Origin of the sequence: Nostoc sp. LEGE 12447, assembly GCF_015206985.1 — a bacterium.
Lineage (GTDB): Bacteria > Cyanobacteriota > Cyanobacteriia > Cyanobacteriales > Nostocaceae > Nostoc.
On the sequence record NZ_JADEXT010000004.1, the window covers coordinates 313,094 to 338,251 of the forward strand.

Annotated in this window: 21 protein-coding genes; 11 read left to right on the top strand and 10 right to left on the bottom strand. The window is 39.2% G+C overall.

The features are described from left to right. Positions 1-131: 131 nt before the first annotated feature. Entirely contained in the window at positions 132-1,106 is a 975-nt protein-coding gene (locus IQ274_RS08090; RefSeq protein WP_194141918.1) for a cysteine synthase A, read from the bottom strand. A gap of 250 nt (positions 1,107-1,356) precedes the next feature. Between IQ274_RS08090 and IQ274_RS08095 the strand changes: the two genes are divergently transcribed. Further along, complete coding sequence (locus IQ274_RS08095; protein WP_194141919.1) at positions 1,357-1,551, top strand: DUF433 domain-containing protein; 195 nt, start codon at positions 1,357-1,359, stop codon at positions 1,549-1,551. A 40-nt stretch (positions 1,552-1,591) separates the two neighbouring features. Here the strand turns inward: IQ274_RS08095 and IQ274_RS08100 are convergent, their stop codons facing one another. The 6 genes from IQ274_RS08100 to IQ274_RS08125 form a co-directional block, all read right to left on the bottom strand. Then, the gene (locus IQ274_RS08100; protein ID WP_194141920.1) at positions 1,592-1,882 is read right to left on the bottom strand and encodes a hypothetical protein; all 291 of its coding nucleotides are present in this window, start codon (positions 1,880-1,882) and stop codon (positions 1,592-1,594) included. Then, positions 1,863-2,111: a DUF433 domain-containing protein gene (locus IQ274_RS08105; RefSeq protein ID WP_194141921.1), complete on the bottom strand. Its 249-nt coding sequence runs from the start codon at positions 2,109-2,111 to the stop codon at positions 1,863-1,865. The genes IQ274_RS08100 and IQ274_RS08105 overlap by 20 nt, the downstream gene beginning before the upstream one ends. Positions 2,112-2,231: 120 nt before the next feature. After that, a complete protein-coding gene (locus IQ274_RS08110) occupies positions 2,232-2,630 on the bottom strand; it encodes a type II toxin-antitoxin system VapC family toxin (protein WP_194141922.1) in 399 nt (132 codons plus the stop codon). Continuing rightward, positions 2,627-2,899, bottom strand: a complete 273-nt coding sequence (locus IQ274_RS08115; RefSeq protein ID WP_194141923.1) for a hypothetical protein — start codon at positions 2,897-2,899, stop codon at positions 2,627-2,629. The genes IQ274_RS08110 and IQ274_RS08115 overlap by 4 nt, the downstream gene beginning before the upstream one ends. A gap of 165 nt (positions 2,900-3,064) precedes the next feature. Next, positions 3,065-3,241 carry a hypothetical protein gene (locus tag IQ274_RS08120; protein ID WP_194141924.1) on the bottom strand — a complete coding sequence of 59 codons (177 nt, stop codon included), beginning with the start codon at positions 3,239-3,241 and terminating at the stop codon, positions 3,065-3,067. A gap of 138 nt (positions 3,242-3,379) precedes the next feature. Then, on the bottom strand, positions 3,380-3,520 hold the full coding sequence (locus tag IQ274_RS08125; RefSeq protein WP_194141925.1) for a ribbon-helix-helix protein, CopG family: 141 nt from the start codon (positions 3,518-3,520) through the stop codon (positions 3,380-3,382). Positions 3,521-3,555: 35 nt separating this feature from the next. Here IQ274_RS08125 and IQ274_RS08130 point away from each other — a divergent pair, with 35 nt between their 5' ends. After that, positions 3,556-4,860 carry an RNA-guided endonuclease InsQ/TnpB family protein gene (locus IQ274_RS08130; RefSeq protein WP_194141926.1) on the top strand — a complete coding sequence of 435 codons (1,305 nt, stop codon included), beginning with the start codon at positions 3,556-3,558 and terminating at the stop codon, positions 4,858-4,860. Here the strand turns inward: IQ274_RS08130 and IQ274_RS08135 are convergent. Then, the gene (locus IQ274_RS08135) at positions 4,829-5,017 is read right to left on the bottom strand and encodes a hypothetical protein (protein ID WP_194141927.1); all 189 of its coding nucleotides are present in this window, start codon (positions 5,015-5,017) and stop codon (positions 4,829-4,831) included. The two genes, IQ274_RS08130 and IQ274_RS08135, sit on opposite strands and share 32 nt — an antisense overlap. Before the next feature lie 539 nt (positions 5,018-5,556). Between IQ274_RS08135 and IQ274_RS08140 the strand changes: the two genes are divergently transcribed. From IQ274_RS08140 to IQ274_RS08165, 6 genes are all read left to right on the top strand, one after another. Continuing rightward, positions 5,557-5,949 carry a hypothetical protein gene (locus tag IQ274_RS08140; RefSeq protein ID WP_194141928.1) on the top strand — a complete coding sequence of 131 codons (393 nt, stop codon included), beginning with the start codon at positions 5,557-5,559 and terminating at the stop codon, positions 5,947-5,949. Positions 5,950-6,241: 292 nt separating this feature from the next. Next, complete coding sequence (locus IQ274_RS08145; RefSeq protein ID WP_163927883.1) at positions 6,242-6,568, top strand: DUF3040 domain-containing protein; 327 nt, start codon at positions 6,242-6,244, stop codon at positions 6,566-6,568. Between the two features lie 16 nt (positions 6,569-6,584). Then, positions 6,585-8,666, top strand: coding sequence for a dynamin family protein (locus tag IQ274_RS08150; RefSeq protein WP_194141929.1), 2,082 nt, complete (start codon positions 6,585-6,587; stop codon positions 8,664-8,666). Between the two features lie 555 nt (positions 8,667-9,221). Continuing rightward, positions 9,222-11,444, top strand: coding sequence for a dynamin family protein (locus IQ274_RS08155; protein ID WP_194141930.1), 2,223 nt, complete (start codon positions 9,222-9,224; stop codon positions 11,442-11,444). A gap of 109 nt (positions 11,445-11,553) precedes the next feature. Continuing rightward, positions 11,554-12,252, top strand: a complete 699-nt coding sequence (locus IQ274_RS08160; protein WP_175586565.1) for a DUF305 domain-containing protein — start codon at positions 11,554-11,556, stop codon at positions 12,250-12,252. A 913-nt stretch (positions 12,253-13,165) separates the two neighbouring features. Then, a complete protein-coding gene (locus IQ274_RS08165; RefSeq protein ID WP_194141931.1) occupies positions 13,166-13,888 on the top strand; it encodes a carbonic anhydrase in 723 nt (240 codons plus the stop codon). A gap of 164 nt (positions 13,889-14,052) precedes the next feature. Here the strand turns inward: IQ274_RS08165 and IQ274_RS08170 are convergent, their stop codons facing one another. Next, positions 14,053-14,904: an SDR family oxidoreductase gene (locus tag IQ274_RS08170; RefSeq protein ID WP_194141932.1), complete on the bottom strand. Its 852-nt coding sequence runs from the start codon at positions 14,902-14,904 to the stop codon at positions 14,053-14,055. 256 nt (positions 14,905-15,160) lie between these two features. On the opposite strand from IQ274_RS08170, the gene IQ274_RS08175 reads away from it, so the two are divergent. Next, positions 15,161-16,834, top strand: coding sequence for an alpha-amylase family glycosyl hydrolase (locus IQ274_RS08175; RefSeq protein ID WP_194141933.1), 1,674 nt, complete (start codon positions 15,161-15,163; stop codon positions 16,832-16,834). Positions 16,835-17,049: 215 nt separating this feature from the next. Here IQ274_RS08175 and IQ274_RS08180 read toward each other — a convergent pair whose 3' ends face one another. Next, positions 17,050-22,473 carry an ATP-binding sensor histidine kinase gene (locus IQ274_RS08180; RefSeq protein WP_194141934.1) on the bottom strand — a complete coding sequence of 1,808 codons (5,424 nt, stop codon included), beginning with the start codon at positions 22,471-22,473 and terminating at the stop codon, positions 17,050-17,052. A 799-nt stretch (positions 22,474-23,272) separates the two neighbouring features. On the opposite strand from IQ274_RS08180, the gene IQ274_RS08185 reads away from it, so the two are divergent. Both IQ274_RS08185 and IQ274_RS08190 read left to right on the top strand, forming a co-directional pair. Continuing rightward, on the top strand, positions 23,273-24,547 hold the full coding sequence (locus tag IQ274_RS08185; RefSeq protein ID WP_194141935.1) for a proton extrusion protein PcxA: 1,275 nt from the start codon (positions 23,273-23,275) through the stop codon (positions 24,545-24,547). 85 nt (positions 24,548-24,632) lie between these two features. Then, complete coding sequence (locus tag IQ274_RS08190; protein ID WP_163927901.1) at positions 24,633-25,109, top strand: hypothetical protein; 477 nt, start codon at positions 24,633-24,635, stop codon at positions 25,107-25,109. The last annotated feature ends 49 nt before the right edge of the window (positions 25,110-25,158 follow it).

The window sequence follows — 25,158 nt, forward strand, 5'->3', positions numbered from 1 at the left end:
TACGGGAAGCCGCTGGCGCGTCTATGTCATTTGTCATTCGTCCTTTGTCAGTTGTCCTTTGTCAGTTGTCCTTTGCTAATGACCAATAACTAATGACCAATGACTAATGACCAATGACTAATGACTAATGACTAATCTATTGAAAGTCCTTTGGAGGCTAGCCATTCAGGGTTGAATATCCGCGACTGATACCGGGAACCACTATCACACAAGATGGTGACAATGGTATGTCCTGGCCCCAACTGCTTCGCTAGAGCAACAGCTGCGCCAACATTAATCCCCGTTGAGCCGCCCATTAACAGCCCATCTTTCCTCAGCAGTTGGTAAACTACTCGTAAAGCTTCTTTGTCATCAATTTGGATGGCATCATCAGCAGGTGCGCCTTCCATATTGGCTGTGACACGACCATTTCCGATACCTTCGGTGATGGAATTTCCTTCTATATTGATTTCGCCGGTTTTCACATAGCTATAAAGTGCGCTACCCAGTGGATCGGCAACAACGCATTTAACTGCTGGATTTTGTTCTTTTAAGTACAACGCCACACCAGCATAAGTACCGCCAGTACCAGTTGAAGCTGTCCATGCATCTATTTTACCATCTGTCTGTTTCCAAATTTCCGGCCCTGTGGTTTCGTAGTGGGCGTGGCGATTGGCTAGGTTATCAAACTGATTCGCCCAAATAGCATTTTCCAACTCAGTGGCGACTCTGCCAGATAGCTTGACGTAGTTATTTGGGTCTTTATAGGGTACGGCAGGAACACGACGGACTTCTGCGCCTAATGCGATTAGTGCGTCTATTTTTTCTTGTGATTGGGTATCGGGAATAATAATTAGGCATTTGTAGCCTTTGGCGTTGCAAATATGCGCCAATCCAATGCCAGTATTACCAGCAGTTCCTTCTACAACAGTACCACCAGGTTTGAGTAAACCTTTTTTTTCTGCATCTTCGATGATGTAAAGTGCGGCGCGGTCTTTGACGGAACCGCCAGGATTGAGAAATTCAGCTTTTGCAAGGATTTCACACCCTGTTTCTTCACTGAAGCTGTTTAAGCGAATCAGGGGTGTGTTGCCAACAGCGCCGACGAAGCCATTTTTAATATCCATTTTGACTATACCTGTGTGAGTATCTATAAAAATTTTGGCTTATAGCGATCGCATTTCCCCACTCGGCAATCTAATAATAATCATAGTTACCTAAGCGATCGCATCTGGCAGTGTGATATTTAGGGATTGCATAAACTGATTATATTGTCAGCAATTAATTTAAGATTAACGCGATCGCATTTATCCACTGAGCAAGCCGACAAAAATCATACTGTGCAACAATAGCTGTAGCTTAGTCGGAGTAAAAACTATGGACTGGCAACAGTACATTCATTCAGATCCTAAAATTCTGCTGGGTAAACCGACTGTCAAAGGAACTCGTTTACCTGTAGAGTTCTTATTGGGTTTGTTTGCTGCGGGATGGACAGAACAACAAGTGCTAGAAAACTATTCGACTCTTACCTTAGAAGTATTAAGGGCGGTATTTGTTTTTACAGCAGAGTAATTTTTGGAATTTACAGTGTAATAGTAACCACATCACCTGCTTAAATCGTTGCTAAAGCTTCTTGAACTTTAGGCATCAGAGGTTTCAGAACTTCTAAACGATTGCTGGGAGATGCGAGAACGATAATAGCTAGGTCAATATTATTCAAATTTTGTTGGGCAGTTAAATTTTGGTCAATGGTGATGAATACATCAAACTTCGTCTTCGCTAATCCCAGTAACTCACCATTCTTTTTACTTGCCCATCCTTGCTCTGGTACAGTCACAACCTCATGACCTGTGATTTCTCGCTTTAATTTCTTAGGCAGGCATTCATAAAGCAGCACTTTCATAAGAAGATAATACCTTTTTCAGGGCTAGCTTGAGAAACGCTGTTGCCTGTGCGCGGCTCACAGTGGAAAAATCTTCTAGAAAGTCATCAAGGCGATCGCGAAGCGTATGCGAAGCACTCTCGCCTGCTTTGAGATAATCAATCAATGTTTGTACTGGTACGCGAGTTCCATAGAAAACGGGTGTACCAGAAAGAATTTCAGGAGAACTCTGTATTAGTTGAGGTTCCATATCGCATCTGGCAGTGTGATATTTAAGGATTTCATTAAGCTGGTTATATTGCCAGCAACTAATTTAAGATTAACGCGATCGCATTTTGTCTCTGAGCAATCCAACAATAATCATAGTTGTTTACCGCCATACCTGAGCCAGCATCAGATCAAAATGAAAGTCATACGTCCACACTGGTAGCTTCATTTCTTCTGACAAAACGGCAGTGACAGCATCGCAGACGGTAATCCGTTGATCTGGAAAACTTGCAGCTTTTTCAACTGCTGCCATATATTGTTCCTGTGAAGGATTGACGAAATGAACTGCTCCTATACATTGTTTAGCAAAGCTAATCGCTTGTTCAGTTCCGAGACGATATAGCAAAAGATTATATGTTTCCAGGTAAACAGGAAAGGGAACTAGGATTATTAAATTTTCTGTATTTATACGTTGTAGTTCGGCTTGGGAGCGCTCATGATATTGGTCGTCTATATCTACAGCAGCATATAAAGGCCCAGTGTCAGCAATTACGGCTCTCAAGGTGTGTTTGGTGGCAATGACTGCAAAAACGTTTGTTCAGCTAGAATTTTATCGTGATTTACTGACGTATCTTTAAATCCGCTTCCCTTGGGTGCAGGAGTAAGGCGTAAACCTTGCTTTTGTGGAGGTAAATAACCACGTTGGCTGAGGAATTCTTCGAGGGCATTTTCTACAATAGCGTTAGCAGGTAAGGAAACTTCTTGATCGCCGATGTAAGCACTGAGAGCATTAGCGATCGCATCTGGCAGTGTGATATTTAGGGATTGCATAAACTGATTATATTGTCGTCAATTAATTTAAGAGTAACGCGATCGCATTTCTCCTTATTCCTCCACCTCAAATTGACTACGGTCAAACAACCACCCTTCGCCGACAATCTCCTCTAGACGTTGATTGAGTCGCGGGAGGAAATATTCTGGATCGTTTAGCCGTTGCTAGACAAGCCAAGTATCAAAAGCTTCTTGCGTCTCTATTCCTTGGACACCCGCCGCACCTAATATCATCTTGAAACTACGTTCTTGGAGTTCTTCTAATTGGGGATAACCTCCACCTTGGTGCTTGCAAAATAAAATCGCCGTTGTTCCTAGCAAAGCTTCTAGTTCATCGCCCATCTAGCCATCTAAACCTCCGGGGTACTCCCGCCACATCGGTACTCCGATAGCGAAGCGTTAGCGAGTCTGCGAGCGTCTTGGCGGTGATGGGGGATAGGAGGGATTTTCCTTGGGTTCGATACCCAAGGAAAAGCCAAATCATTGGTTTTTGATTTTCTTTCTAAGACTACGAATGAATTCACGGATTACCTCAGTTTGGGTTCTATCTTGTTCTTGGCAGTAGGTTTTTAATATTTCTAGCTCTTGTTCTGGAAGTCTGATATCTATGCGAGTAGTCATACAAAAGTACGGAATAATGCTGTACAATACTTAATATGCTACTAACTTATCAGTTCAAACTCAACCCTACTTCCGAACAAGTTGTCATTCTTGAGACTTGGGGCGAGTTGCTGCGTCGTCATTGGAACTACGCGCTAGGGGAAAGATTGGACTGGCTAAGGTGTACAAGGTCGGAGATTGACCGATGCAGCTTAGTTTATGAGCCAATTGGGAGGATACCAGACAAACCTGATTACTATACACAAGCGAGTGACCTTAAGCGAACCAAAGAGCTATTTCCTGACTACAAAAACATTTATGCCGATTGCCAACAACAAAATTTAATGCGGTTGGACAAGGCGTGGAAGCGGTGGCTAATACCTGACAAGAAAGGTAAAACAGGAGGTAAACCACGTTTTAAAAAGCGTGGCGATATAAGTTCATTTACTTTCCCTCGTGTTAATTCACCCAAGGCTGGCGCACATCTGGTAGGTAATACTCTCAATCTGTCCAAGATTGGTGAGATTGAAGTTATCTTGCATCGACCAATTCCAGAAGAATTTGAGATTAAGCAAGCAACAATTTTAAGTAAAGCTGATGGGTGGTATTGCAGTTTTTCTCTTGAGGATAAAACTGTACCTGAATTGCTGCCGATTGATGAGATAAAAACTGCTACTGGCATAGACGTTGGGTTAGAGAAGTTTTTAACTACTGCTGATGGACAAAGTATTGAAGTGCCGCAGTATTACCGTAAGGCACAGTCTGTATTAGCCCGTCAGCAGCGCAAGCTTGCACGTAAAATTAATGGGTCTAAGAACTACAAGAAACAAGCCAAAAAGGTTGCAAGGAATCATTTGCACGTTGCAAGACAAAGAAAAGAGTTTCATTATCAAGTTGCTCATTGGTTGGTCAAATCCTATGACTTAATTGTTTTTGAAAACTTGAACATTAGAGGTTTAGCAAGAACACTATTAGCTAAATCAATACTAGATGTTGCATGGTCGGCATTCCTCCAAATTATGGAAGCAGTAGCGGTAAGACGCGGCAAACATACAGTAAGAGTTGACCCCAGAGGGACAAGTATTAATTGTTCGAGTTGTGGTGAGAGGGTAGAAAAAACCCTTGCAATCCGTGTTCATACTTGTTCTTGTGGATTGGTCATTGACCGCGACTGGAACAGCGCATTGAATCTTTTAAAGCGTGGGTCGGTTGGACTACCGATTCCTGTCTGTGGAGGCTTAGACAGTAGTCAGCCTATGAAGCAGAAAGTCTCTTATGTGAATTTGAGATGCTCCCGCTACACCGCAAGCGGTGTAGCGGCGAGAGTTGTCACTGATAAAGTTGCCGTCCCAACTGGGTGAGATAAGGTAGATGATCTCTTTGTTGAGCATAGTAATTTTGCTCACACAAATCAATCAGCGCTGCCAACTCCGTTTTATCCAGGCGACGTGAGCCATAATCACAGCGCAGTTCAAAAGTTTGCTGTTGACTGAGGGCGAAGGTGAAGTTTAGGGGCATGGCTGACAGCAGGAGTTTCCAGAGTAACCTTCACCGTATTATCACCTTTTTCCCGAAATTATCGGCGATAAGCTGGTACTAATCGCGTCACTGGCGAAAATACTGCATTGATGCGATCGCAGTTCAACTATAAAATCAGGATAGATGGGGGCAAATCTGTGGTGTTGTTAAGGATGTGGCTGTATTGATTGTTATATTTGTTCAGAACACAAGTCCATTCTGTCAAAACACAAGTCCATTCTGTCAGAACACAAGTCTATTCTGTCAGAAAACAAATTCATTCTGTCAGAAAACAAGTTCATTCTGTCAGAACACAAGTCCATTCTGTTAGAACACAAGTCCCTTCTGTCAAAACACAAGTCTATTCTGTCAGAACACAAGTCTATTCTCAAAGATTTCTTGTCTAGCATCGTGCAATTACTGAGCTAGCAATCCAATCTTATTTAAAAAAACACCTCTTTTTGCAAGCTTTACTGAACCGCTACATTGTCCCATTGAGACACTCTAGAAAGATAAAGTTTAGTAAAAAGCATAAATTGATGCCACGCAAACAAAAAAGCTCTTCCGTGCTAGAAAAAACCGAAAAGCGAGTAATCGGATTTAAATCGATTGATTCCAGCCTTGACTTTGGTGATTCTATCAGTTTAAACAATTTAATCCAGTTAACCGGACAACTCCGCAGCCAGATCGACCAGTATAATATGATGCTAACTGCCCTTGATTCGGCAAAGGCAAAAATAGAAACCCTTGAAAAGAGCATTTGCGAAACCTCAGAACGCTTAGTTAGTGGTGTGGTGTCGAAGTATGGCAAAGATAGCCGGGAATACGAGATGACAGGCGGGGTACGCAAGAGCGATCGCATTCGTAAAGCCACCATCACCCGGTTAAAATCGACCGCAGACTTAAAAGCAACTTCTAAACAGACGGCGTAACCATGTATAGACGTAGCAATGCTACGTCTATACATGGGTTCTGGGTAACGCATATTTAATTTCTGGAGATGTCTAATACGATCATGCGATCGCACCTTAGTAGTTAGGCACTTCGCCTTGATTCTGGAAAGCAGGTGCATTTTGTGGTAACTAACTCTATAAATTTAATAGGTAATGAAAATTTAAATAGTAATTTTACTGGGGTTTTTAAATATTTAGGTGAGTTACGATACAGCATTATTAGTGAGTAAATGCTGACATCTTTTCTTGGTCTTAGACGGAGCGGATATTGATGACATCTGAGAGCGATCGCCAAAAAGAACTTGAACACCGGGAACGTTTATTACGGGAACGAGAAGTTGAATTGCGACTCCGGGAAATGGAAACTAACATCCATACTACCGATGCGGCTTTTCATCAAACTGTAAAGCATCAGCCAGAAAATACCCAGAAACCTTGGATGAAAAAAGTGATTCTGGGTGGAAAGCTTTTTGCTCTTGGTGTGGTAGCGCTAGTTGCAGTCAGAATAGCCTCAGTATTGGCTGGGTTTATTATTGTTGGGGCGTTGGGATGGATATCTTACAAATTATTTTTGGAATCTAAAAAAACCAATCTTTAATAAAGGTGTAATTTTTATGATAAATCAGGTAGCAACTGACAGATTTATCCAAGATTTAGAGCGGGTTGCTCAAGTGCGATCGGAGATGTCTGTATGTTTGAGTAAACTGGCTGAAACAATTAATCAAGCTGAGTTAGCTGGAGATTCTTCATCAGGAAAGCTCAGTTTAGAACGAGATATTGAAGATATTACAGTAGCTAGTAAAAACCTTCGTCAAGGTGTATTTCGTCTTTTAGTATTAGGCGATATGAAGCGGGGAAAAAGTACTTTTCTTAACGCCTTAATTGGTGAAAACTTATTACCAAGCGATGTTAACCCTTGTACAGCAGTGTTAACAGTTTTACGTTATGGGCCAGAAAAAAAAGTCACCATTCATTTTAATGATGGAAAAAGTCCACAACAGCTAGATTTTCAGAACTTTAAATATAAATATACCATTGACCCGGCTGAAGCTAAAAAACTAGAGCAGGAGAAAAAACAAGCCTTTCCTGATGTCGATTATGCAGTAGTTGAGTATCCCTTAACGCTACTAGAAAAGGGAATTGAAATTGTCGATAGCCCAGGATTGAATGATACAGAAGCGCGAAACGAATTATCTTTGGGTTATGTAAATAACTGCCATGCAATTTTGTTTGTGATGAGAGCTTCTCAACCTTGTACCTTGGGTGAGCGTCGCTACCTAGAAAATTATATCAAAGGTCGGGGATTGACAGTTTTCTTTTTAGTTAACGCTTGGGATCAGGTGCGGGAATCATTGATTGATCCTGATGATGTTGAAGAATTACAAGCATCGGAGAATAGATTGCGGCAAGTATTTAACGCGAATTTAGCAGAATATTGTACTGTAGAAGGTCAGAATATTTATGACGAACGAGTGTTTGAGCTTTCGTCAATTCAAGCGCTCAGACGACGGTTGAAGAACCCTCAAGCTGATTTAGATGGGACTGGCTTTCCGAAGTTTATGGAAGCGCTTAATACTTTTCTTACCAGAGAACGTGCGATCGCAGAACTCCGTCAGGTCAGAACCTTAGCTAGACAAGCTTGCAATCATACCCGCGAAGCAGTTGCTAGACGCATACCATTACTTGACCAAGATGTAAATGAATTAAAAAAACGGATTGATTCAGTAGAACCTGAGTTTAACAAACTTACAGGTATCCGAGATGAATTCCAAAAAGAAATTATCAATACCAGAGACACTCAAGCAAGAACGATTTCTGAATCTTTCCGCAGTTACGTTTTAAACTTAGGTAATACCTTTGAAAACGACTTCTTACGCTATCAGCCAGAATTAAATCTGTTTGATTTTCTCAGTAGTGGGAAACGAGAAGCATTTAACACTGCACTGCAAAAAGCCTTTGAGCAATATATTACCGACAAATCTGCGGCTTGGACATTAACTGCTGAAAAAGATATTAACACAGCTTTTAAAGAACTTTCTCGCAGTGCATCACAATATGGTGCATCTTACAATCAAATCACAGACCAAATTACGGAAAAGCTCACCGGAAAAGACGTAAAGGTACATACTACTACTGCTGCTGAAGAAGATAACTCTCCCGGCTGGGCAAAATGGGCAATGGGATTGTTATCACTGTCTAAAGGAAATCTTGCTGGTTTCGCACTAGCTGGGGCCGGATTTGATTGGAAAAATATCTTGTTAAACTACTTCACTGTAATTGGTATTGGCGGGATAATTACAGCAGTGACGGGTATTTTGCTTGGCCCAATCGGGTTTGCATTGCTAGGCTTAGGAGTAGGCTTTTTGCAAGCAGATCAAGCACGTAGGGAGTTAGTTAAAACGGCGAAGAAAGAATTAGTTAAACATCTACCTCAAGTAGCACACGAGCAATCTCAGGTTGTATACAGTGCTGTAAAAGAGTGTTTTGATTCTTACGAAAGAGAAGTGAGTAAGCGGATCAACGATGATATTGTCTCTCGCAAATCTGAATTAGATAATTTAGTCAAACAGAAACAAACCCGCGAAATCAATCGTGAGAGTGAGTTCAATCGTTTAAAAAACTTACAGGAAGATGTAATAGCTCAGTTGCAAAAAATAGAGGCAGCGTATAGCAATTTATTAGCTTACTATAGCTAATAATAGTTTATTACTCTCATTCTTAGATAGAAGCTAGAAATGTTTATAGGGAGGCTCTGAACTATGCCTCCCATAACTATAAGTCAATACGATTCATTTAAATGTTTCTTTTCTTCGCGTTCTTTGCGTCCTTTGCGGTTCGTTAAAATAATTGACTTTGGCAATTAGGAACGAACTGCAAAGGCTGCAAAGGACACAAAGAAAGAAAGAAATAAAGAAATAAAGAAAAAAAGAAAGAAAGAAACTTTGGCACAACCTAACAAAAAATAATGGTGTCATAAGTTTAGTCTTAATAAGTTTGCCTATAAACCAATACGGTTCAGTTAAGCATTTTTTTCTTCTCTCTGTTCCCTCTGTGCCTCTGCGGTTCGTTAAAAATTTCACCTTGATAAAGAGTTTTAGCCTTAACTGAACCGTATTAGCCTATAAACGATAAATTGCTCACTACGAACTAAAATTTTATTATATGTTTAATTATGCCTAGCATAAACATAATAATGTGAGATGTTAGCCTCAACGATATGGATGACTAGCCAGAAGCTGAAAACGAGAACTATGCAACAACAGTATGAAGGTTATAAGGATTTAGCAGATTCTCTCAAATCTGCATCTGGTTTACTTAATTTAGAACGCAAATCACAATTGCATCAAGATATAATTACCATTTGCAATCATCTAGTTAATCCTAGTTTTCGCATTGCGGTATTTGGCCCTTTTAATCATGGCAAGTCTACCTTACTGAATGCCATGCTAGGGAATCGCACCTTACCAATTGATTTAATCCCCACTACAGGCGCATCGATTACTGTCAAGTATGGCTCCGATGTGCGAACTCGCATCATGTTGCTAGATGGCACAGAAATCTATCGCAGTGGTACAGAAATTTTACAGCAATTTGCAGTTCTTGATGGCAATAGGCAGATGCGGAAAGATGTAGCATCTGTGGAAGTTTTTTGCCCGCATCTCTTCTTGGAAACGGGAGTAGAATTTCTTGATTTACCGGGAACTAATGATAGAGATGAACAAGATAATTTAGTCAGAGAACAACTTTTAGGTGCAGATTTAGTTATTCAATTATTAGATGCACGTAAGTTAATGACTTTAGGTGAACGAGAAAATTTGCGAGATTGGCTATTAGATCGCGGTATTAAAACAGTTATATTTGTTGCTAATTTTCTGAACTTACTCGAACCCGACGAGCAAAAACAAGTCCAAAATCGCTTGCTGTTTGTCGCAGAAAGCTTTCGAGCCGAATTACCTCCAGGTTTTAGTAATTTATATCGCGTTGATGCTTTACCTGCTTTAAGAGCTAGATTAAAAGGCGATGTTGCGGCTGCCAATAGTAGCGGGTTAGCGGCTTTTGAAACAGCGTTGCAAAATATTGTAGAGATTTTGCAACCAGATCGTGGTAGCGTGCGTTTGCCAAGAGTGCAAGCGATCGCTTCTCAAATCCAACTATCATTAAAAGCTAAAATTGACCCAATTTCTATTGAAATAAAATCTTTTGATGATAAACAAAATAGTAAAATTGAAATTAAACAAAAAGCAGCTAACTTAATTTATAAAGGTTTCGCTACCAGCATCGAAGAATTACGCGATTGGCTAGAATTACCCAAGCTACTCACAAAGTATCAAGCTGATGCGGCAGTTGCATTGGCGGAAAATAAGTTTAAAGATTGGCAAACAAATATTCTTAAAAAAGACCTGAATCAATTACAATTAGCTGCTGTGAAATGGCTTTATCAAGCTTACGAGTTTTTCCAAGAAGAACGACCACAAGATTTAATAATTCCCTTTCCTAGCGAACCACAAGTAATACTACCCCCAAAGCCAAACAATAATGATGATTTGAGTGAACCTGGTTCCATCGCTGTTGGTGGTGGTATTGGTTGGTTGTTAGGTGGCCCAGTTGGCGCTGCTGTTGTTGGAAGTATTTCTTATTTATTAAACAAGAATATCCAAAAACAAGACGAACAATTAGCAAAAGAATCTTATCATCAGGAAGTTGCTAAACTTTGTATAACTGCAATTGAAGATTATTTTTCTAGTTTTAGCAGCCAAGGTTTATCCATTTTGGCTGAATATGAACGGCAATCTGAAAAAGTAATTTGCTTTCAATTCAGCCAAGAACCAGGAGAAATTACGAATAAACGTGAAAATTTGCAGCAATTACAAAATGGTTTTAATCGGTTGCTACTAGAGTTAGAGAAAGTCAAAATACTATCAAATCATCAACCTTATAAAGAAATACCAAAATACACAACTACCAATAGAAAATATTCACCACAGCCAGAAAGAGTTAAACTTTCCCCTGAGAAAGATCCTGTTATTAAGCAACAACAGGAAAAGACTGCTAAAAATAGTGGCACAAGGGTAGAATTTGTTTCTCCACCACCATCGCCAAAAGCTTCTCCGTCTCCGCGTCCAGAAGAAGTGGAGGCGAAATTTCGTGATTGGGAACTCAATGAGGAAATAGCGCGGATGAAAGCAGAGATGCAATCGCCTGGTTCTCAAACTAGCAAACAGCAAAATTCAACTCAAAGCAATAAAGCACCCAACCAACCCAAAACCCAAACGGAAAAAGATAAGATTACTCGCGCCTACGACATTTTAGGATTGCAAACAAATGCTTCTCAGGCTGAGGTAAAGCAGGCTTATCGAACTTTAGTAAAAAAATGGCATCCAGATTTGTTTGTGAATCAGCCACAACTGCTCAAACAAGCACAAGAAAAAATGCACTTAGTTAATGATGCTTACACAATTTTGAGTGATAAATAAACAACAAGATACTGGACTTATTTAATAAGTTAGATTTCATCCTAATTTCATTTCTGGCTGCCAAGCTAAATAAGTAAATATAGAATTAGGAAACTATGAGGTGAGACTTATGCAACTGCTATCTTTGAGGAATGGCCTTTTGGCGTTAACTTTTACTGCGATCGCTTCAGCCAGTGCGTTAATGACAGGTTGTACTAGTACTGCTTCTCAGAACCAAAGCCAAGCAACAAAGGCAACTACCACCAATGCTAATGACAAGCAGATGATGAATCACGGTGGTGGCATGATGAATCACAGCATGGGAATGGATTTAGGTCCAGCCGATGCTAATTTTGATTTACGATTTATCGACGCTATGATACCCCACCATCAAGGGGCGGTGGAAATGGCTAAAGAAGCGCAGGTGAAATCAAAACGTCCTGAAATCAAAAAGCTAGCAGACAATATCATCAAATCGCAAAACCAAGAAATCACTCAGATGAAGCAGTGGCGACAAGCTTGGTATCCCAAGGCGGGAGATAAACCAATGGCTTACAATAGTCAAATGGGCCACATGATGGAAATGTCATCTGACCAAATGAAAACTATGATGATGAGTCAAGATTTAGGTGCAGCCGATGCTGAGTTTGATTTGCGCTTTATCAATGCGATGATTCCTCACCACGAAGGGGCTGTAATAATGGCGCAAGATGCCTTAAGTAAGTCTAAGCGCCCTGAAATCAAGAAATTAGCCCAAGAAATTGTTAAAGCCCAAGAGATAGAAATTAAAGAAATGCAACAGTGGCGAAAAGCTTGGTACAACAAGTAGTTCGTAATTCGTAATTCGTAATATGGTTTTTGCGGAAATTCTATAAGTATCTGTGTAAATCTGCAAGTAACCAATATGTATTTGCGGTTGGGAATTTCAGGTAAGTGTTTGGTTATTTCAGGAGCGATGTATACAATCTGACTTTTCACGGTATCTGGAAAAACTCTCTCCTTTTAGGCTACGGTGTACACACAAATCATCTGATCCCCCTAAATCCCCCTTAAAAAGGGGGACTTGAAGAAATTTCCCCCCTTTTTAAGGGGGGTTAGGGGGGATCGAAACACTGTTAGACAACTTTATAAGACTTGTGTGTACACCGTAGCCTTTTAGGAGAGAGACTTTGAATTTTTCCCCTTCCCGCGTCGGGAAGGGCGAAGAATTAGCAGGAGATAGCGAAAAACTTCTTTATCTTCAACAAAATCTCTCTGAGCATGAATTAATTTCTTTATAAACTACTAATTTAGTATGATTTAACCCCTTGAACCCTCATTCTTTCGTTTTTGCTCGTCCAGCGATCGCCTTCTAACAATTCTCCCTCAAACTCTCTCACTGCAAGCATTTCCCATTTCTGGATAAGTCTAATGTTCAAATGACTAGCAACCTACTTTCTTTTTCATCCATTAAAACTACAATCTCAGGAGTTTCACAATTATGCATTAGTGTCAACAAATATCTGATAAAAAATATAGAAACGTAGCATTGCTATGCTTCTACAAAGGTTATAGATAAGGCATATTTAATTTCTGGAGATGTCTAATACAACTCTTGTGTTTGTAAAAGCTAGATAGATGAAGTAGCCGTAGCGATCGCACATGAAGATTAAATGACTCTTAAATGGTGTACGATGGTACTCTTGCATCTTGCTTGAAGTGATATCTTCCTGAGAACAGCTTTGTTGTTATCAGCTAGATTAATGAGTCGAATTAATGGATTTGTAGGGCGACGTGACTTCTTAAAATTTGCCAGCGTGGTAGGTATTGCGGCTACTGCTTTTGGTGATAGCTTTTGGAATAGAGAGCAAACTGCTATTGCTGATATTCACCCAGTTAGCTCTAATCCAGTGAGTCCTAATGAAGCTATCAAACGCTTACTAGATGGGAATCAAAGATTTATCAATCAAAAACGCCAATATCCCGATCAATCATTAGAACACCTGCGATTAGTCGCTAAAGCTCAATATCCTTTTGCCGCCATATTGGGCTGTGCAGATTCCAGAGTCCCTGCGGAAATCGTTTTCGATCAAGGACTTGGAGATTTATTTGTCGTGCGAGTTGCTGGTAATGTGGTCAGTGACACAGTTATAGGTAGTCTAGAATACTCTACAACAGTATTGGGCTCGCAGTTGATTGTGGTTTTAGGTCATAAAAGATGCGGTGCAGTGGCAGAAGCAATCAAAAACGAACCACTTCCTGGAAGAATTGGTTTGATTATTGAGGGCATCAAACCATCTATTGAAAGGGTAAAGTTAAGAACGGGTGATAATATGCAAAATGCAGTTATTGCCAACATTCAATATCAGACTGAAAAATTGCAGGAAAGCTCAACAATTTTAGCTAAATTGCTCAGTGAGGGTAAACTAAAAATTGTTGGTGCTTGTTACGATATTGACACTGGTAAAGTCAATATAATTACTTGAATACATAATACCTTTTAGGCGTACTATTCTGAGCTTAATAATGTTATAAAAAATTATTTATCAAATATTTTTATGCGTAGGCATTACCGTGCCAAAAGTGGAAAATTGGAGGTTAAATTTTAGAAATAATGAAATTATAACTGCTGACGAGGAGCAGAATAAACCTATAACCAAAACTGTCGATAGTCTTCGATATACTGCCGTATGGTCAGAGGTGAACGATTGAGCAATTGCTCAGTATCAGATGTGATGTTGCCTGCCAATCCTAACCGAGCTGTAGTGTAGATTAATACCATTACTAAAATAAAGTCTATTGACAACCCCGATGAGCGCATTTGTCGAATAAACTTTAGCAGAGAAGGATTATAGCGTATCGGTTTACCTAAAATCGATGTGAAAATATCTGCTACTTCATAATAGCTTAAGGCTTCTGCACCCGTAAGCGGATATGCTTTTCCCTGATGCCCATCTTCGAGTAAAGTACGAACTGCAACGGCAGCAATATCCCGCACATCAATGAAACTTGTTTTCCCGTTACCAGCCGGAAGAAGCAATTCACCACGAACTTTGATGTCTTCTCTGTGTGTGGTATTAAGATTTTGCATAAAAAAGCTGCACCGTAAAAAGGTGGCTTTAATACCCAATTGGTTTATATAGCGTTCAATTTGGGAGTGTGGCACAAAAGGGTTGCGTTCGGCTCCGAGTATTGAAAGAAATACGATATGCTCAACGCCTGCAAGTTTTGCAGCATTTAGGGCTGGGGCAATTTGAAGACGAATATTAGCAAGGGCAGGCGGACGCACTAAAAAAAGTTTACTGACTTGAAAAAAAGCACAATCAAAGGTGTCAGGATTGGTAAAGTCGAAGGGGATGGTTTGGATATTGTTGCCTAAGAGGTGTTTAGCGCTGTTTGAATTTCTAACTGCGGCACAGACATTACAATCGTGGGATTGCAGTAAGCGAAGAACTTCTTGTCCGACGTTTCCAGTTGCACCTGTCACTAAAATTTTCAGCATAATCAGCTATTACTGTTACTTATTAAGAACACCGCTATAATTAATATTTTTTGAAAGAAAGCCGTTTATGCTTATCCGAAAAGTATTGAATGAGTACTTGCTAATAATAATTATTGTAGAGGGTGGGGAGTCAGGAATGCAAATAGCAGCTCTGACTCCCGTGTTTTATTCACACTTAAGAAAGAAGCCACAAATTATTTTTTATTAGATAATATTTTTATTTACTGTACCTAGAGAAAGAGCTAAAAGTGTGAAAATGGCAAATTTAATTGAATTTACATTGTTTGCTCCTCGCAACAAAGGAGCTGCTTTAATTGGGTCTTTTTTGGATTGGAAAGAAATTCCAATGTCAAAAAGTGAAGATGGTTATTTTCGCACTAAAATCCAACTGGAAGATGGCGTTTATCAATATAAATTTTGCATTCAAACCAAAAGTCTAAATTTTGCACCTGATGAATGGATCGATGTCATTGATCCTAAAGCAACAGAAGTTAATGAAACCGAAAAATACGGCATAGTCCGTATTCAAGATGGGCAACGCGTTGTTGATACTTACCTTTGGCAAAACGATGAAATGCCGTTACCTGATAACCGGGAATTAGTCATATATGAAATGCACGTTGCTGATTTTACTGGTGATGAAGTTGATTCTCACGAGCGAGGCAAATATCTAGGGATAATTGCTAAGTTAGATTACCTTTGCGAATTGGGAATTAATGCAATTGAATTAATGCCAGTTAATGAGTACCCTGGTGATTATAACTGGGGCTATAAAGTTCGTCACTTCTTTGCTACAGAATCTAGTTATGGTTCAACAGAAGATTTAAAGCGATTGATTGACGAGTGTCATGGTAGAGGTATTCGCGTCTTTATGGATGGAATTTATAACCACACAGATGAAGAATGCCCCTTAATACTAATTGACCGCAATTACTGGTACTACGAACACAAACATTATCCTGAAGACCCAGATAATTACTGGGGGCCGGAATTTAACTATGATAATTACGACAAAAACTTAAATATTCAGCCTGCATGGGAATACATCGGCGATGTGATAAAGTTTTGGATTCAGGAGTATCACATTGATGGAATTCGCTTTGATGCAGTGCGGCAATTGGCTAACTTTGAATTTCTCAACTGGCTGACTAAGCAAGCAAAAAGCTATGCTGCACCTAAGCAGTTTTACAACATTGCTGAACACATTCCCGATACAAAGACTGTAGTCAAGCCGGATGGGCCATTAGATGCTTGTTGGCATGAGAGCTTTCGCTACTTTTTAGTTCCATATATTTGTGGAAAATCATTTGAATTAGAACAACTCAAGCAGATTTTAGACCCCAAACAGCAGGGTTATGCGATCGCTACCAATGTGATAAATTATTTGGCAACCCACGATCGCGAACGTCTATTACGAGAATTAGGCAATTGTGGCATCTTTGACGCTGCGGCATTCGAACGAGCCAAGTTAGCAGCTGTTTTGTTAATGACGGCGATGGGTGTACCAATGCTGTGGATGGGAGAAGAGTTTGGCGAATACCAGCAAAAAAGTGAAGATGTGACTAAGCCGCAGAAGATTACTTGGTCTTTGTTGTTAGACGACCAAAATTATGATTTATTTGAGTATTATCAAAAGCTGATTGCTCTACGCCAGCAAACTCCAGCTTTGCAAAGTGACAATGTTAAGTTTTTCTACGAGAATGCAGATGATAAAGTGCTGGCTTACAGCCGTTGGGATGAGCAAAATTCTCATGTCGTCGTTGTGGTAAATTTCTCCAATCGGAGTCTAAATCAATATAAAATTTCCAATTTTCCAACTACTGAAAATTGGTGGGATTGGGTTAGTAATCGGGAAGTGAAATCTGGAGAAGATGGTTTAGTCACTGACTTGCCAAGCTATACAGCTAAGATATTTATTTTGCAAACATGAGCAATCATAGGTGGCAATACTGCTCGGTTAAAGGGAAAAGGAGTGGAAGGCTCGTTTTTTCCCTTTCCCCCAAAACCCGGCAAGTATTGCCATAGATAGGGTAGATAAGAGAAACTTTGCCATTGAGCGATCGCTGGCTGCTAAACATGGCTGAAATACCTAAATTGCATGTAGTAGAGTTTTCAGACTTTTTCTTCCGTCATATTCAGGTTAAATCAAGCGAGAATCGGTAAGGTGATAACAAATTCAGTTCCTTTACCTGGTGTAGAATTCACATCCAAACTCCCGTTATGTTTTTCTACCACAATAGACTTAGCGATCGCTAATCCTAAACCTGTTCCTTTACCTACCTCTTTGGTAGTAAATAAATGATCGAAAATCTTTTGTTTGACTACTTCATTAATCCCTTTACCATTATCAGCAATTGATATTTTTACATATTTATCTACCTTTAATGTTGTAATTGTAATCCGGTTAAAATTAGCTTGAATCTCAGCAAAGGTCTGTCCAAGATTTGCTTCTTCAAACGCATCAATTGCATTAGCTATAATATTCATAAATACCTGATTTAATTGGCCGGGAAAACAATTAACTAAGGGTAAGTCTCCATAGTTAGTAATTACTTCAATGGCGGGATGTTCTTCATTTGCTTTTAAGCGATGTTTGAGGATTAATATTGTACTATTAATTCCTTCATGTATATTAAATGGCACTTTATAATCTTTGTCAGCACGGGAAAAAGTACGGAGACTAGTACTAATATTTGTCAACCTGTCGCAAGCTACCGCCATTGCATCTATCATTTTGGGTAAGTCTTCCAAGACATAATCTAAGTCAATCTCTTCGGCATGGTCTTTGATTTCATCACTCTTGTTGGTCAAGGTGTTTTGATATAGCTTTAAGTGTTTAACAATATCATTCAGAGTAGGTTTAGCTTGTTGAAGAGTAGCAAAAATAAAGCCTAATGGATTATTCATTTCATGTCCTACTCCAGCAACTAAATTACCTAGCGCAGACATTTTTTCACTTTGGACAATTTGCAGTTGTGCTTGTTGCAAATCTTGTAATGCAATTCCTGCTTGTTGATAAAGTCGAGCATTTTCTAGGGATATTGCTGCTTGAGAAGACAATAAGTGAATGACTCTGAGACGAGCGCTAGAAAATACTCCTTGAGTCAGTTTATTTTCTAGGTAGAGAATTCCCACTAAATGCCCTTGATTAATAATCGGAGTACAAAATATACTTTTGGGTTGATGTTGCAGTACATATTCTCCAATTAAACCAGGGATATTTGTTTTACAATTGTCAATCACAACTGTTTGGTGGGTATTTTTGACATAATAGATAATATTTAAAGGAATATCTCGACAATTATCTAGTGATTGAGGTTCAAGTATAGTTTGCATTTCTTTATGCTCAATAAAAGTAATTGCTCGAACTTGCCAAGTGTCTTCTTTGGGAAGCAGCAGTACAGCTTTTTTCGCGCCAGAGTTTTCTATGATAATGCGAGTGAGGCTGGCAATAAGTTGCTCTAATTCCAGAGAACTGGAAATAGCAATAGCTGCTTTGAGGACAGAGGTAAAATCCAGATCATCAGAAATAGCAGTACTGCCAGTACTATTTGTGCAACTAGATGAGGAAGTCCCACGCAAGCTAATAGTTTCTAGGGGGTTGAGGGTAAATCGTTGCTGTTCTAAGATGGGTTTGAGAAGTTGAGGATAGCGTTTTTCTAAGTTCGAGATTTTGGCTTTTGCACCCCAACGACTATAGCAATAGTAGGCTTCATGTATATAATCTGAGGCAGCTTTTTCTTTGCCCCAATTAAGGAAAAATTTAGCTGCAAGTTCGTTGGCGAGGGCTTCTTCATAGCCATAACCTTGACGTTGAGCTTGAGCAATGGCTTGTTCGTAAAAATCGAGTGCTTCTGCTTTTTGTCCCTTTAAGCGTGCTTTTTCTGCAAGTATTAGCAGACACTTGTGGAGAATATTTTCTGGACAGGCTTTTGCCCAACTGTTTAAGCGTTCCTCTAGGGGAATTAGCGCTTGCCAATGGAACTGACGCTCTTGCTCGTCGCTAGCAATTTCAGCTAGAGACAGATGCATTAATGCTACATAAAACACGCTAGAAGGGACTTTGGCATGACTGGAAATGGTGTTTTCAATTATGCTCAGTTGGGGAATTAAATCTGGGTATGCGGCTTTGTGGTCAAATAAATAAGCATGACGGATTTTGACAGAATATAACCAAGCCAGATGATAAGGGGTATTGCTATATTTTTGTAAATACTCAGCTTCACTGAAACTATCGTCATCAAAGCTGAAGGGGTTTTTTGTTAAACCAAGAAGATTGCGAATTGGTTGAATAACTCCGACGATTAAAGCATCTAGGTTCTCTAAACTTTTGATACGACGGAGAAAATCTGCATGGGCTTGAGCGATCGCATATAGTTCATCTAAATTTTTACCATAAGTGAGGCGATCGGAACCACTTTGCATGATCATAAAGCCAACGGTCAGCCAGTTCCCTGCTTCCATACCATACTTGTAGGCGTTGTCATAGTATGTATCAGCTTCTCTAATTGGATGACTCCAGCTATGGATATCCGCAGCAAAGAGAAAATTAGTCATTCCCCGGACATCTGCATTATCAAACTGTTCGCAAAGCTGCACCGCCATTTCTCCAAACTGATAAGCTGTTCCCAAGTCCTTGAGGATGGCATTGGCAATTAAGGCATAGCCGGCATAGCTAAAGGGAGACATATCGCTGTTACCATACTGCAAAGATAAAGTGGTCATCTTGGCGAGTACCAGCAATCCTAAAGTCGATTGACCATTAAGCCATGCAGCATAGAAGAGAATTTGTAAAATTCGCAACATTTCTGCAATACTGGCATCTGACATTTTGGGAAGATTGAGAATGGATTCAACAGTCTGCTGCTCTAAAAATTTATTAACTATGGCAATTTCTTTGTCCAGACTTGCTTGAATCAACTCTTGTTCTGTAGGCATTTCCCAGTCAAGTAGTTGTAAACTTTGGCCTTGCATCGCGATCGCTTCCGCATTGCGTCCTTGAAGCTGATATTGAGTCATCTGCACGCGATAAATCACTGCTTTGTCCAGGGGTGTTTGAGCATGGCTCAGTGCTTCCCCATAAAGGGCTTCGGCTTGGTCAAAATTACTGCACAGATAAGTTGCTTCTGAACCCTCACGATGCAAGCTGTACATTAATTCATAGTCAGTCTGCCAAGCGGTTACGGGTAATAAATCAATCCCAGTAGTACAATAGCTCTGAGATGCTTGATAAGCAGCCGACAGTTTTGCCTTTTGTCCTGCTTGCAGGTTTAAGCGAGCCAGTTGTTTTTTCTGCTCATGGGTAGCAATGCTCGAAAGAGAATCATCTTCAGCGATCGCACCTTGTCCCAAATTCAGTTGGTTTACTAGGTCAAAAATCCGTTCTTGTTGCTCCTGCTCGGATAACCCTTGCAATAACAATTGACCAATCATCAAATGTGTTTTTTGTTTTTGATCTGACGGAATTAAAGAATAAGCTGCTTGTTGGATGCGATCGTGGAGAAATTTATATCCAATAATTTCGGAATTTTCTTGAGTAACAGCTTGATTTTCTGAGCCTACAAAAAACTTGTAAACCTCACTTTGAGGTAAAATCAAGCCTTCCTGTAAGGCATTCCACAAACAAACAGCCGTTTCTATTTTTGATTGTTTAGAAACAATCGCTAATGTTTCTAAATCAAACTGATTGCCGATACAGGCAGCTAATTTTAAAATACCTTGAGTTGATTCTGGCAACTTTTGTAATTGCAATGCCATGAATTCAACGATATCATTTGTGAGCGATCGCTGATTTATTTGCGTGATATCACATTGCCAACATCCCAACTCTAAGTTAAATTCAATTACTCCATCTTGATGTAATGCTTTAAGAAACTGTGTAGCAAAAAATGGATTACCTTGAGTTTTTTGAGCTACTAAGCGAGAAAGAGCCCATGCCAAATTTTCTGAGCATTGAAGAGTGTCAGCAACTAATTGATTTACCTGCCCTTGACTCAGTGGTGCTAAAGTAATCGTATTAATCGTGGCTGCTGTTTTTTGGATATCATTCAAAGTCAACATTAACTGGTGTGCTGGGTTGACTTCGTTATCACGATAGGCACCAATTAATAAAAAATGCTTTGTATCAGCCATTAATAACTGCATTAACATCAGTGATGCTGAATCAGCCCATTGCAAATCATCTAAAAACATCACTAATGGATGTGCATCACTCGTAAAGACTTTGGTGAATTTCTGGAATAATAAATTAAATCGATTTTGGGCCGCAGTTCCTGATAATTCTGTAGTAGGTGGTTGTTGACCAATAATTCTTGATAATTCGGGGATAACTTCAATAATTACCTGTCCGTTCTCACCAACCGCTTCTAAAATCTTAGTTTTCCATTGCTGAATTTGAAGATCGCTTTCTGTTAACAACTGTGCCATTAAATCTCGGAAAGCCTGCACAAAAGCACTGAAGGGAATGTTGCGATTAAATTGGTCGTATTTACCTTTAATAAAATAACCGCGTTGACGAACAATCGGTTTATGAACTTCATTAACAACCGCAGTTTTACCAATCCCAGAAAAACCCGCTACTAGCATCATTTCAGTTGCACCCATGCTGATGCGCTCAAATGCTTGGAGTAGGGTTTCTACTTCAGTTTCTCTTCCATAGAGTTTGTCAGGAATAATGAAGCGATCGCACACATCTCTTTGAGCAATTGGAAAACTCTCAATTCTGCCAATTTCGTTTAGCTGATGTAAACAAATTTCTAAATCGAATTTCAGCCCTAATGCGCTTTGATAACGGTCTTCGGCATTTTTTGCCATTAATTTGGTCACGATGTCACAAAGAACTTGGGGAATTTCTTCGCTATTTCCTAAAAGCGGAGGTTGTTTCGCAATATGACAATGCACTAACTCCATCACATCGTTTGATTCAAAGGGTAACTTTCTTGTAAGTAATTCATAAAAAGTAATACCTAAAGAATAAAAGTCAGCCCGGTAGTCAATTCCCCGATTCATCCTGCCTGTTTGTTCTGGGGAAATATAAGCCAGCGTACCTTCTAATACATTAGGGCTGATGAGCGTTTGGGTTTCCCGTGGTAATAAAGAGGCAATACTAAAGTCAATTAGCTTTATTTGCTTAGTTTCAGGGTTAATTAATATATTGGCGGGTTTTATATCTTTATGAATAATTCGATGACGGGAAAGTATATCTAAGGCATCACACAAAGATATTGCGATTTGTAAAAATTCATTTAGAGATGCAACATTATGATTATTGGCGAAATAATCCTTAAGGGAAATTCCCCCAAAGTCTTCCATCACCAATATATAAACATTCTGGTATGGTTCCAAAGTATAGGTTTGGATGATTTCTGGATAGTTGAGATTTTTGGTAATGGTGTACTGGTTACGAAATTGTACGAGTTCGCTAAATGTAGGATAAAGATTTTTTAGCAGTTTAATCACTACTGGTTGTTGGTCAGTTTCCCGATATCCCTGATAAACTAGGGTTCTAGAGCCGTTATAAAGTTCTTTGCTAACTTGATAACCGGGAATATTGACTTGGCTGCTAAACATACTGGGCTCATCCTTTGAGATTTTTATGGCTCCTCTAATATCAATCATTTAAACTCTGACTGCATTGGTAGAATTAATGACATTTACTTCAAGGAATAATAAAGAAATCTCTCGGATGTTTTAATTAGGGCGTGTTTTAAAAGTCGATAAAACTGTTGAAAATTCTAAAGATTAATCAATTTAGCATTTACCTATAATTCTTGTACCGCAGCATCAAGGCGAATTGACAGAGCGGTAATGGAAGTCACAGTGAAACACTTTTCATTTTAGGAAAGAGAAATAGAAGTGAAGTTTTCCAGATGCCGTGAGAAGTCAGGTTCTAAATTGAGATCAACAGCTTTCTGTAAATCCGCGATCGCACCCTATTTATCTCCCAATGTATAACGGGCAACCCCTCGACCAGTGTAAGCGGGAGCCAAGTTAGGATTAATCCGCTTCTTGTCTCCCAACTCAAAGCGAGCAATTCCTCGACTGGCACAAGGTGGCGCAAGGTTGGGGGGATCGATAACGTTTTGCTACCGACGAAAGGACTTTTAAAACATCCTCTAAGGCTTGCTTCCCATAAAGTTGAATACTGAGTCTATTAATAAGCTAATCGTCATTTAAATTGCATCATTTTCATGGTAATAAAAGCTGCAAACCCTCTCCCTTGCTCCCTGCCCCCCTGCGATCTCAATGGGCAAATTAAATGCTTAACAGCTTACCTGCCTTAATAGTTAATAATATTTTAAACTAGGTATTACTTAATTTTCATATTTATATAACTATAATACACATGGTATAAATATTTATATATATAATGAAAAATCCATTTACCAAAACAGCAGAATTGCTTCGCCAAAATTTGCAAAAGTATTTGCGATCGCTTAACAATTGGTTTTTCGATACACCAGAAAGGGCACTCTTAGAAGCTCAACAAGCCGCTCAGAGAATTAAAAACATCGAAATAGAACATTTTGAAGGTAAAAAAATATCTCCAGAATCAGGAAAATATACTGAAACCGCGATGTCTTATTGGCAAGTCTACCTTGATAAAAACCTAACTATTATCAAGTTCAGGCTGGCAGAATTCCAACTTAGTCGGGGAATTGTCAATATCTCTAATTCTGTTTTATTAGAAAACCTGAAGGTGATTGATGAAGTTGTAGAGAAATATGCTATCAAAGATGAGCTGATTAGTAACAGTGAGTTATTGTCAAATTATGAACCACTAAAAGTTAATCAGAGTCAAATCAATAAGCAACCAGAATTATCTAATATTAAACGTCTGTCTCCAAATCAAAAAGCTAGAGCTTTGCCTGGGTCTATTGGCAGAACTATTAATAAAATTAAAGGAGATTTTTCACCACAGGGAGAAGAAGAATTTGTCAGAAATTACCGAATTTCTAAAAATAGAACAAGAATTGGTCTAAGATTTATACTCACTTTAATTATTGTTCCACTTTTGACTCAGATTTTATCTAAACAATTTTTAGTAATTCCTATATTAGAAAGTACTAGGAGCGAAAACACATCTCAAATTTTCATCAATTCTGACATGGAAAAAGAAGCTCTCCATGAATTATATAATTTTCAAAAGAACTTGAAATTTGAATCTTTATTAAATAATGCACCAGCCCTTTCTTCTGAGGTAATTCAAGAAAAAATAAAGGATAAAGCAATTGAGATAGCTAGGGAATTTAATCTAAAAACTAATAGTGCTGTTAGTAATGTTTTTGCTGATTTGATATCATTGGTTTCTTTTAGTATAATTATCGTTTCTAGCAAAAGAGAAATTGTGATTGTCAAGTCTTTCATAGATACTATAGTTTATGGATTGAGCGATAGTGCTAAGGCTTTTATAATTATTCTATTTACAGATATATTCGTAGGATTCCACTCTCCAGATGGGTGGGAGGTTCTTCTGGAAGGATTTGCAGAACATTTAGGTTTGCCAGCCAGTAGAAATGCAATATTTTTATTTATTGCGACATTCCCTGTAATTTTAAACACTATCTTTAAGTACTGGATATTCCGCTATCTAAGTCGCTTATCTCCGTCGGCATTAGCAACATTAAAAGAGATGGATGAGTAATTTATAATTCATAATTATATTATTTTGATGCATTTTTCTAATGATTCGCTAGGCTATGTATATCCTAGTTTTTCTGAAGCGTACTATGGATTTTGAAAGTAAAGCCAATGCCCCAACTTCCACAGACAATATAGAGTTTGCTCAACAAACTACTAACCGTAAGCCATTGCAATTGCTGCGAGATACCGAGGCTTTACTACGCCGCCCAACTGTAGCAATACTGTCGCCGATTTTGCCACCAAAACTGAGCAATAAAGTCCAAGCAACCTCATCTTTGGCAGATGACTCCTTTAAGGAATTGGCAGAAATTGACCTAGACACTATTAGTGATTTTGAACTGCGACCTGTACGAATTCGTGTTGGCTTAAGCTTTGTTGGTTTTGGGGCACTGATGATATTAGTGCTACTACTGTACTTGAACACCTTGCATCCAGAACTCAGCACTGGTGAGCAGATTCGGCAATACTGGTATCAATATGTTTGGTTTGTTAGTTTGGGTGTTGCAGGGATGTTTATGTTGGGTCGGGAAGCAATGCGTCCTATGCCGAAACGACGGAAATAATTCTTAAGGAGGCAGGTTGAAAGACAGGTGTAGCTACAGCTATATTTGG

What these genes read in the sequence shown, in the direction of transcription:
- IQ274_RS08155 (WP_194141930.1), top strand. Translation starts at nt 9,222, where the DNA reads ATGCAACAACAGTATGAAGGTTATAAGGATTTAGCAGATTCTCTCAAA.
- IQ274_RS08100 (WP_194141920.1), bottom strand. Translation starts at nt 1,882, where the DNA reads ATGAAAGTGCTGCTTTATGAATGCCTGCCTAAGAAATTAAAGCGAGAA.
- IQ274_RS08140 (WP_194141928.1), top strand. Translation starts at nt 5,557, where the DNA reads ATGCCACGCAAACAAAAAAGCTCTTCCGTGCTAGAAAAAACCGAAAAG.
- IQ274_RS08115 (WP_194141923.1), bottom strand. Translation starts at nt 2,899, where the DNA reads ATGCAATCCCTAAATATCACACTGCCAGATGCGATCGCTAATGCTCTC.
- IQ274_RS08125 (WP_194141925.1), bottom strand. Translation starts at nt 3,520, where the DNA reads ATGACTACTCGCATAGATATCAGACTTCCAGAACAAGAGCTAGAAATA.
- IQ274_RS08095 (WP_194141919.1), top strand. Translation starts at nt 1,357, where the DNA reads ATGGACTGGCAACAGTACATTCATTCAGATCCTAAAATTCTGCTGGGT.
- IQ274_RS08130 (WP_194141926.1), top strand. Translation starts at nt 3,556, where the DNA reads ATGCTACTAACTTATCAGTTCAAACTCAACCCTACTTCCGAACAAGTT.
- IQ274_RS08180 (WP_194141934.1), bottom strand. Translation starts at nt 22,473, where the DNA reads ATGTTTAGCAGCCAAGTCAATATTCCCGGTTATCAAGTTAGCAAAGAA.
- IQ274_RS08165 (WP_194141931.1), top strand. Translation starts at nt 13,166, where the DNA reads ATGAGTCGAATTAATGGATTTGTAGGGCGACGTGACTTCTTAAAATTT.
- IQ274_RS08160 (WP_175586565.1), top strand. Translation starts at nt 11,554, where the DNA reads ATGCAACTGCTATCTTTGAGGAATGGCCTTTTGGCGTTAACTTTTACT.
- IQ274_RS08120 (WP_194141924.1), bottom strand. Translation starts at nt 3,241, where the DNA reads ATGGGCGATGAACTAGAAGCTTTGCTAGGAACAACGGCGATTTTATTT.
- IQ274_RS08145 (WP_163927883.1), top strand. Translation starts at nt 6,242, where the DNA reads ATGACATCTGAGAGCGATCGCCAAAAAGAACTTGAACACCGGGAACGT.
- IQ274_RS08150 (WP_194141929.1), top strand. Translation starts at nt 6,585, where the DNA reads ATGATAAATCAGGTAGCAACTGACAGATTTATCCAAGATTTAGAGCGG.
- IQ274_RS08190 (WP_163927901.1), top strand. Translation starts at nt 24,633, where the DNA reads ATGGATTTTGAAAGTAAAGCCAATGCCCCAACTTCCACAGACAATATA.
- IQ274_RS08175 (WP_194141933.1), top strand. Translation starts at nt 15,161, where the DNA reads ATGGCAAATTTAATTGAATTTACATTGTTTGCTCCTCGCAACAAAGGA.
- IQ274_RS08105 (WP_194141921.1), bottom strand. Translation starts at nt 2,111, where the DNA reads ATGGAACCTCAACTAATACAGAGTTCTCCTGAAATTCTTTCTGGTACA.
- IQ274_RS08170 (WP_194141932.1), bottom strand. Translation starts at nt 14,904, where the DNA reads ATGCTGAAAATTTTAGTGACAGGTGCAACTGGAAACGTCGGACAAGAA.
- IQ274_RS08135 (WP_194141927.1), bottom strand. Translation starts at nt 5,017, where the DNA reads ATGCCCCTAAACTTCACCTTCGCCCTCAGTCAACAGCAAACTTTTGAA.
- IQ274_RS08185 (WP_194141935.1), top strand. Translation starts at nt 23,273, where the DNA reads ATGAAAAATCCATTTACCAAAACAGCAGAATTGCTTCGCCAAAATTTG.
- IQ274_RS08090 (WP_194141918.1), bottom strand. Translation starts at nt 1,106, where the DNA reads ATGGATATTAAAAATGGCTTCGTCGGCGCTGTTGGCAACACACCCCTG.